The 7,588-nt window shown below is 45.0% G+C and carries 10 protein-coding genes; 1 reads left to right on the forward strand and 9 read right to left on the reverse strand.

From position 1 onward, the window contains the following. From CSR02_RS05830 to CSR02_RS05860, 8 genes are all read right to left on the reverse strand, one after another. Positions 1–348: hypothetical protein (locus tag CSR02_RS05830; RefSeq protein WP_143225547.1), on the reverse strand; the 348-nt coding region annotated here is incomplete at its 3' end. Beyond that, positions 345–1,259, reverse strand: a complete 915-nt coding sequence (locus CSR02_RS05835; RefSeq protein ID WP_099540897.1) for a hypothetical protein — start codon at positions 1,257–1,259, stop codon at positions 345–347. The genes CSR02_RS05830 and CSR02_RS05835, both read right to left, overlap by 4 nt. Before the next feature lie 56 nt (positions 1,260–1,315). Continuing rightward, complete coding sequence (locus CSR02_RS05840) at positions 1,316–2,119, reverse strand: hypothetical protein (protein WP_099540898.1); 804 nt, start codon at positions 2,117–2,119, stop codon at positions 1,316–1,318. A 130-nt stretch (positions 2,120–2,249) separates the two neighbouring features. Next, positions 2,250–2,996, reverse strand: coding sequence for a class I SAM-dependent methyltransferase (locus CSR02_RS05845; RefSeq protein ID WP_081273866.1), 747 nt, complete (start codon positions 2,994–2,996; stop codon positions 2,250–2,252). A 113-nt stretch (positions 2,997–3,109) separates the two neighbouring features. Next, on the reverse strand, positions 3,110–3,616 hold the full coding sequence (locus tag CSR02_RS05850) for a hypothetical protein (protein WP_143225549.1): 507 nt from the start codon (positions 3,614–3,616) through the stop codon (positions 3,110–3,112). A 71-nt stretch (positions 3,617–3,687) separates the two neighbouring features. Then, a complete protein-coding gene (locus CSR02_RS05855; protein ID WP_099540900.1) occupies positions 3,688–3,975 on the reverse strand; it encodes a hypothetical protein in 288 nt (95 codons plus the stop codon). After that, positions 3,968–4,114, reverse strand: a complete 147-nt coding sequence (locus tag CSR02_RS16540) for a hypothetical protein (protein WP_155738480.1) — start codon at positions 4,112–4,114, stop codon at positions 3,968–3,970. Before CSR02_RS16540 ends, CSR02_RS05855 begins: the two co-directional genes overlap by 8 nt. A 23-nt stretch (positions 4,115–4,137) precedes the next feature. Next, positions 4,138–4,374 (reverse strand): hypothetical protein, encoded by a 237-nt coding sequence (locus CSR02_RS05860; protein WP_050920488.1) that lies wholly within the window; start codon positions 4,372–4,374, stop codon positions 4,138–4,140. Positions 4,375–4,559: 185 nt separating this feature from the next. Here CSR02_RS05860 and CSR02_RS05865 point away from each other — a divergent pair, with 185 nt between their 5' ends. Then, a complete protein-coding gene (locus tag CSR02_RS05865) occupies positions 4,560–5,207 on the forward strand; it encodes a LexA family transcriptional regulator (protein ID WP_183172727.1) in 648 nt (215 codons plus the stop codon). A gap of 995 nt (positions 5,208–6,202) precedes the next feature. Here the strand turns inward: CSR02_RS05865 and CSR02_RS05875 are convergent. Then, positions 6,203–7,165, reverse strand: a complete 963-nt coding sequence (locus CSR02_RS05875) for a nuclease-related domain-containing protein (RefSeq protein WP_244176817.1) — start codon at positions 7,163–7,165, stop codon at positions 6,203–6,205. Positions 7,166–7,588: the final 423 nt, after the last annotated feature.

Raw genomic sequence — 7,588 nt, forward strand, 5'->3', positions numbered from 1 at the left:
CTTTTGTGCAAAACAGACTTTTTCATAATCTAACCCGATGTACAACCCTTCTGTGAGATTTCCGCGTCGATCCACATTGTTGATCATTCCCAACCCCGATACAAATATTCCGTCTTTCAGCCGTTTACAGGCGCGGCGACTGGAAGCCGCATTGATATTCCCTCGATCTTCCGGCCATGCACGCACGGCAGCCAAAACCTCTTCTGCCGCCTGACGACTAACGTCCGGTCGTGGTGTGAACAACCAGGCACAGCCAATACCTACGCCGATCACAGCCACAATACGTGGTGAATGACGCACGACTGCAACTAATTTGCGCGCCGCATTTTTCGCAAAATCCGTGTTCATCGTACAAAATCCACCTGAAAGACCGGTTTCCCATGGTAGAGTTGAAAGACCGTGGCGCGTTCTACCTTGCTGCCAGTTGCAAGCCTGTCTGGAAACCCGACAGTCCGCCGGAAGATTGGCGTATCCATCCAATCTGGTAATTTATTAACCTTGAACGTCACTTTGGCATCGTAAAGTTGATTGCCTGTACGCAAATCGGTTCGTGGCCTAATGTCTGTAATGGTCTGAATTTTCATTCGCATACAGGCTGATGTTGCAATACTCACCATATAAGGAGAAGTAAGAGGAATTGTATAATGACCTGCTTCAGGCAGAGGCGTGTCATATGTTCTGACAGGTAAAATCGGACGCCCCCAAAAGAGATTGTCTTTTACTTTAAGTTCATACTGAAAACGCTCATCGTTGCGTCTGGTCGTATATATAACAGCTGGTATATGACGAAATGTATTATGATAACTTTCAGGATGATAGTAAGCGCCCCCCGTTGTTCTTGACTGCGGACCAATCGTGCTGGACGTCTGATCCACAGTCATTGTCATGTCATGTCGGACAAGCAATCCACGTCGTTCCAGATCAACGACCAAATCTGACACATTTTGTAATGGGCCAGCATAAAATACAAAGGGATGTGCTGTCGGATCCGTAATATCCGTACGTTCAAACCAAGCAGCCATACTTTCAGGTATCCGAAAATTAATACCTGTATTCGAACCCAACATCAGACACTCACGTGCTCCTTTTGGATATTGCTGCCTCTCTGCTTTCATCAGTTGTGCAGGCAAACTGCTCTCATGCCACCACCACACAGCTGGTAATAACAACACGCCAGCAGCAGCGACATGGCGACGAGGCGCACGCCTGATAAAGGCAAGAATGCGTTCTGAAAGATTCTGAAATGAAAACCGGGTCATAAGAGGTTTCCTGCATCGTAAGAAATAATTGTATATTCAAAGGAATTTCCAAAAAACTATTTCCGTATCATCCCGATACGATACAGAATCTGTATGGCTTTTCTGGCGATCGCACTTCGATTTTCGTATTGAAGCCGCTCATGAATATAAACGGGATCGCGACGGCGCCTTTTCCCTTTTGCAGTCCAGACACTGCTTTTATTATCGAATGACCAATCCAGTATATTTTCTTTCGCCAGATCAAAAACCGCTACACTCTTATCTTCAAGATACACTTCATATATGGCCCTCTGATCCAGAAAATATTTACGAGGATGCGTGTCTATATACTCTACAACTTTCTTGAAAAATTCTGCTGAAAGCTGTGTACAATAGATCATCGCCGCAAGAACCTTCATGCCTAAAACTTCATCTCGGTTTTTACCTGTTTTATTATCCAACCGCAAATAGATACCTAGATTCCCTTTATGGATTGACGGAAGTGGTTTTCTGACAAGACTGTCTATATCCATCATATAGACAGGTCTGTCATTATTACTCAAAATCTTATTTATATAAAAGAACCTTAAAGACTGGTAAAAAACAATACGTTCTTTTCTATTGCTTATTTTTGCACACGCACGAGGATCTGCCACAGCTTCGATTGTCAATGTATTTATCGACGTATCAAATTTTCTGGCAAAGATATCCAGATATTCTTGCAGTAATTTCTTACGTTCTTCCAGCTTCTCTCCAGGCTCTGGTGACACAATGATATGCACATCATGATGCACCTGAAAGGCCGATTTGATAAACGCATATGCATGCGTCTGGAAATATTTTTTATCGCACGCGGCATAAATCAGAGGATTTTCTTTCATTCTGGGTATCTTTCGATCTGGAACCAATACAGAAGAAAAAGTTTCTCCAAACAATTCAGAAGAATTGTAAACTTCTCTTGATATAATCAATATTTTTAAGTATTTCTCTGGAAAGAAATACGATGCACATTCAGAAAACACGCCTAAAAAACACAGAATGTGCCGGAGTTTTGGTGCGATGCCTTTTGAACGGCACAAACCCGTTCTGATCGAACAGCATCGCGAGATTGGTTTCATTGAACCATTGAAGATGCTCGGGCGGGCAGATGTCAGACCATGTCGCCAGATCAGAAGGCGTTGCACGATGGCCCGCATCGGGAGCCGACAGGTAGACAAGAGCATTTGGGCGCGTAATCGCCCGAAGTGTTGTCATAAAGTCATCAGGACTGCGAAGATGCTCAAGCAATTCGGAGGAGAATACAAAATCAAAGCAACGTTTTCTTTTGGAAAAAGACAAAATATCTTCTGCAAAAAACGTCTGATTTGGAAAATGTCTTTTGGCAAATGCAATACTGTTGTGACTGAGATCTACACCGGTTCCACTGCGCGCAAAACGACATAGAGCCGCCAGCATATGCCCCCCACCGCATCCAAGATCCACCACATCGCGGTTGTAGAGATAGGGTATGAACGCCAGACTGCGCCAGAAGGCTCGCCACCGACGTGACCTGTCTTTGGGATAAAAGTTTGCATGCGCACCGCGATAGGTTGAGGCATAATATGCCGCAATAACCTGAGATGTCGGCATCGGATTTACAAACAGAAAATCACAGTTTGAACATTGGACAATCCTGTACGTATCCTTTTCCATCCGCGGAAAACACGCAAACTGGCAAATTGGACAACTGATAACAGGATGCTCTGAAACAGTGCGCATCACTGGAGCCCGGCCCCTTCTCGCTTTTCATCTTGTTTCGCGCATCAGGCAATCAGGACATATGCCTGTTGCCTGCCTGCAAGAAAGAATAGTCCCAAAGGGAATCTCTTCTTTTATTCTTCAATGGATTTGAGAAATTTGTATTGATGATGGGCGGCATCCCATATCCAGATAGGCTGTCTCATCCCTGGAACACCAAATGAAAGATCATGCACTCCGTCATGACGGCTGGACAATACAAGGATTGCGCCGACACTTTCACTGTACACAACCCTGTTTGCTCCATCGAGAATAGTCAATTGACCACCCGCTGCGCCCCAACAGCCTGAATCCGGGTCGTACACCACTTTTGCATCATGCAGCGTACCTCCCAGATCAAGCGTGCGAAGACGTGGATCCGTCCGCGTCCCGCAACTATTCTGATAACCACGAGCCGTTTTCTTCAGATCCGGTATATGCTTGAGAATAGCCTCGTCACTTGCAGACGCAGGAGGTAGATCCTCCCCCATATAACTCTCACTATGTATCACTTCCTGAGCATAATTCTGTGCCTGCACAGGCGTAACTGTCGCGCTGATGGCGCAAAACCCCGTCATGAAGCCAAAGACCACATGTTTCATGTTTTCCATTCCCTAAATCAGTCAGATATTACTCTGCGGATCACGCTCCGCTGGCAGACTGAGCGCTATCTCTATTCAATCCCGTAAAGTCTGCGCCGGGCTGCATCCGCATCACATTTTTTACGCTCTTCCCGAACGGCACCCCAAAACCCGAGCCCCAGTAGAAATGCTACGAAAGGATGCCACCACAATCCGATGGCGACACCACATCCAACCTGCCCAACAATGCTGGCATACTGGGTATTTCTGTAATCATCCTTATGTTTCTTTTCGATCCCGCCAAACTCGGCGGCATAAGCTGCACATCGCTCTGCCTGCCTGTCGCGAGGCGGCTCATTGGTGTGCCATTCCTCAGCCATGAAACACCTCATGAACAAGTGCAGCTACAACAAGCATCAGGGTCACCGGAAGCATGATGTCGGTTGCAAAAGTCAGAGCCACAAATCCCAGAACCAGAACAGCGGCCACAACACCGAAAAAGGTCAGAATGAATGTCATGCTTTCATCCTCTCCAACCTGACTTACAAATGACCAATATCGCGGCAAAGTACCAACAGATGCGACAGGCGCTGGTGCAATACCCCACCCAAAACGATCAGACCCTCCAAAAGACGTGCACCATCGCTTCCACTGCGCAGATCATCCAACCGGCTGCGCAGCAAGTCGTGCTCCAGTTCCACAAGCCGAAATACATCGTGCAGACCCGCATGCAGTTCCTCCAGACGATGATCCGGCAATGAGTCATCTGACGCAGACATGATAATCCCTTCGACAAAACATAGCTTTCATGCGAAGATCACCGATCAAACAACGACGGCCCGCACATCACTGATGATTTGTACGATAAACGCACTATACGAACAAGTGGCTTTCTGCATATTTTTGGAACTCCCTTCCTATTGGAGTTCCAATGCCCCGACATCGACACCGAAAGCGTCCTCTGATGGATAACCAGATTCAACTCATGCGCGAGCGCGGTGAACGGCTGCGTCAGGCTGCTCGCACTATAGGAATTACCCACGCAGCAAAGGCCGCCGGCGTGCCCTATACAACTTTGCGTGATTACATGAACGGCGGAGAAATGAAGTTCTCGTCCGTTGCAGCACTCGCGCGTGTCTGTGGCGTTTCTCTGGACTGGCTGGCCTACGGTGTTGGAACTCCCCCCGCATCATCCAGCCCCCTTGGCTCCGACGCCCCGCCACGCGGTGGGCATCAGGCCGTTATTCCCTGGCTGGATAACCGTGATGAAGGACTGCGGATCAGCAGAACATGGCTGGAAAAGACATTCCAGCAGGATGGCACATCTCTCCGGCTTCTGACTGTTACAGGAGATGCCATGTCCCCAACACTGCGCGAAGATGATTTACTCATTGTCGACACCTCACACCAACATGTTCAGGGTGGAGGCCTCTATGCTCTGGCAATTGAAGACGCAATCCTGATCCGGCGTCTGGAGCGTCGTTTGGGCGGGGGGCTGCGTGCGCTGGCAGATAATGAACGCTACCCCGCCCAGGAAGTAAGTGCGGAAGAGGCTTCGCAGATCAATGTCATTGGCGAAATTGTCTGGAGCGGAGGCAGTCCACACGGATAGACCCTTACACGAAAGATACGCATATTCAATTTTATGGGCGGTTTTCCGCTTTTTATTGAATTATTTATACCGTATGAATTTTTGAGACACATCACCCGTTCAATCGGGCCGTTGTCTCAGGAGGCATGGATCTACGTACTTTCCGTCTTTCCGCCGCCACTCCCAAGAAGGTTATGGCTTTCGGTTTCACTGATATGCCCATGACCTTTCCATCTGCAGCACCTCGCCGAGCCAGTCCGGCAACCGCCAGCCCCGTTCGGTGCGTATCCCATGACATTGCGTCAGCATCTGGGGCACGTTCTGACATGTAAAGAATGCGGGGTATTGGTCGCCGTTGCGATGCCTGACATATTCTACTCTCAGGATCGCGATCCCCGATTGACACGACACTCTTTGGCTATCGCATACGTCTATACCCACGGGATACCCAACACTCGTGCCATCATGAGAAAATCAGAAACCAAAGTCCAATTTCCGCCGCTAGTCGATCGGAAGGACATCCTCTTCCCTTACGCTGAAACAGATTGTTCAGAACGTGGAATTACGCGCCGTCACCCTTATGAAACTGGATGTCGGCACAAAAGACTACAGGATTCTGGAAGCATTTTTATGCACGAATTCCCCTTACCTCTACCCACACTGCATTCTCATGGAACGTCCAAAAGAGAAAAGATACTGACTGGCACTCGAAATACTTCTGATCGCCAGTGATTTGTATGCACTCACGAGGTGCACACGTACCAAACTATCGTTTTCTCGCAAAAGAATACGTCTACCTCTGCAAACTTTTCTAAAAGATTATCATATTTTCTAGTCGGAAAAGCCTTCTGTCTGAAAGCAGGCAAAAGGCCGATATAATGCGTTAATCCTCCAGTGACGCATCCAGCACCTCACTGGAGGCAAACTACTCAAGTCATACCCGTAAGAGAACTCATTGAAAGACAATTACTGGATATTCGTATTCAGAAATTACCAAATCATAACAGTTATCAATGCTAATGGTAATTTAATTGTTTTTTATGCTTCTCTTGTAGTTCTGACTGTTTTTTCAGAAACCCCAACAAAACAGACCATGCCTCTTCAATTTTATTATAATCTATATAAGGCACCTCTGATAATGGAGGTCTACAATCATTACCCAAACATTTCTTTAATCTGGACGGCCTGACAATTCTATTTTCAATATAACTGTCACATCTTGTTTTTCCTGCAAGAACAACGAGAGGAAGAATATTCTTTTCTTCCAAACCCGTTACTGATCTTACAGCATCAGCATGCATCTGATTCTGTTGGAGAGGACTATAAAATTTATATTTTTGCTTTGATTCTGGAGCATCTGGTTGCCGAACCCAGTTATAGACATCTTTTGGATCATGAGAAATATATCCACTATAGTATTTTGTTTCTATAATAAATATTCCCCATGGAACTTTCACGATATGATCAATCTGCGTCACTTTTTTACCTGTAGGGGAATTATATTCTATATATATATTATTTAATATACCCCTGTTGTTTCTTACCTCTTTTATATATTTATTAACAATACATTCTCCTGCAAACCCTTTCCTTTCAGCATACGATTTTTCAGGAGCAGACAAGTCCTCCTCAAAAGATTGCTCATCCTCAACATCTATTATCTCAGGCGTAGATGTCCTGCCATGAAATACAGTGCTCTGGGGTGTTGACGGTCTGAACTCATATTTAGAAGTGGAGCTTTGGTATGTTGATGATTCAAATGTGTAAGAATTATCTCCTTCAGATGACTTTTCCTTTGAAGCATCCTGTTTCTGATCGGATACTTTTTCGGTATCTCTACTGGCGGCCTCAATTGCAACGGCTACCAAGACAGCCAATACCAGGCAAATTATCCAGTGTGCCAAAATAAAATAGAAAATAATTATTGATATTTTAAATAATATATATATTGCCACTATCGCAAGAAAAAATCTTAACACCGCTTTCTCCATAACTTACAAAAAATAAAAATTATTCTATATTTTTCAATACAATTTCCGCGGATTTTGTCACCTCAATTAAAAATAGCATTGATTATAATATAGCTTAAAGGCCATGATATTATGCATTTTTTCTCAAAATTTCAACGACCATGATCTTGTCGTTCACTGAACCCCAAACATATGTGATTATAGAAACCGTATAAATATTTTACTCTTTCCATGTGTTCTTTACATTATGTGTCTATCCTCATCAAAAATCATTTGTCACCATAAATTTCTGGGCTATTTTCTAGAAAAATATTCTAATTTCGAAACATTAATTCATAATTGGATTGCACTATATTGCTTATTAACGATCGTAAAAAATGCTGGTAAGTTGCATACAGCCTGAAAATTTTTGGTAATGAAAACAGGATGACA

The sequence above is a fragment of the Acetobacter pomorum genome (assembly GCF_002738225.1).
Lineage (GTDB): Bacteria > Pseudomonadota > Alphaproteobacteria > Acetobacterales > Acetobacteraceae > Acetobacter > Acetobacter pomorum.

Coding starts and splice junctions, on each gene's coding strand:
- CSR02_RS05835 (WP_099540897.1), bottom strand. CDS start 1,259: ATGACCCGGTTTTCATTTCAGAATCTTTCAGAACGCATTCTTGCCTTT.
- CSR02_RS05840 (WP_099540898.1), bottom strand. CDS start 2,119: ATGAAAGAAAATCCTCTGATTTATGCCGCGTGCGATAAAAAATATTTC.
- CSR02_RS05845 (WP_081273866.1), bottom strand. CDS start 2,996: ATGCGCACTGTTTCAGAGCATCCTGTTATCAGTTGTCCAATTTGCCAG.
- CSR02_RS05850 (WP_143225549.1), bottom strand. CDS start 3,616: ATGAAACATGTGGTCTTTGGCTTCATGACGGGGTTTTGCGCCATCAGC.
- CSR02_RS05855 (WP_099540900.1), bottom strand. CDS start 3,975: ATGGCTGAGGAATGGCACACCAATGAGCCGCCTCGCGACAGGCAGGCA.
- CSR02_RS16540 (WP_155738480.1), bottom strand. CDS start 4,114: ATGACATTCATTCTGACCTTTTTCGGTGTTGTGGCCGCTGTTCTGGTT.
- CSR02_RS05860 (WP_050920488.1), bottom strand. CDS start 4,374: ATGTCTGCGTCAGATGACTCATTGCCGGATCATCGTCTGGAGGAACTG.
- CSR02_RS05865 (WP_183172727.1), top strand. CDS start 4,560: ATGGATAACCAGATTCAACTCATGCGCGAGCGCGGTGAACGGCTGCGT.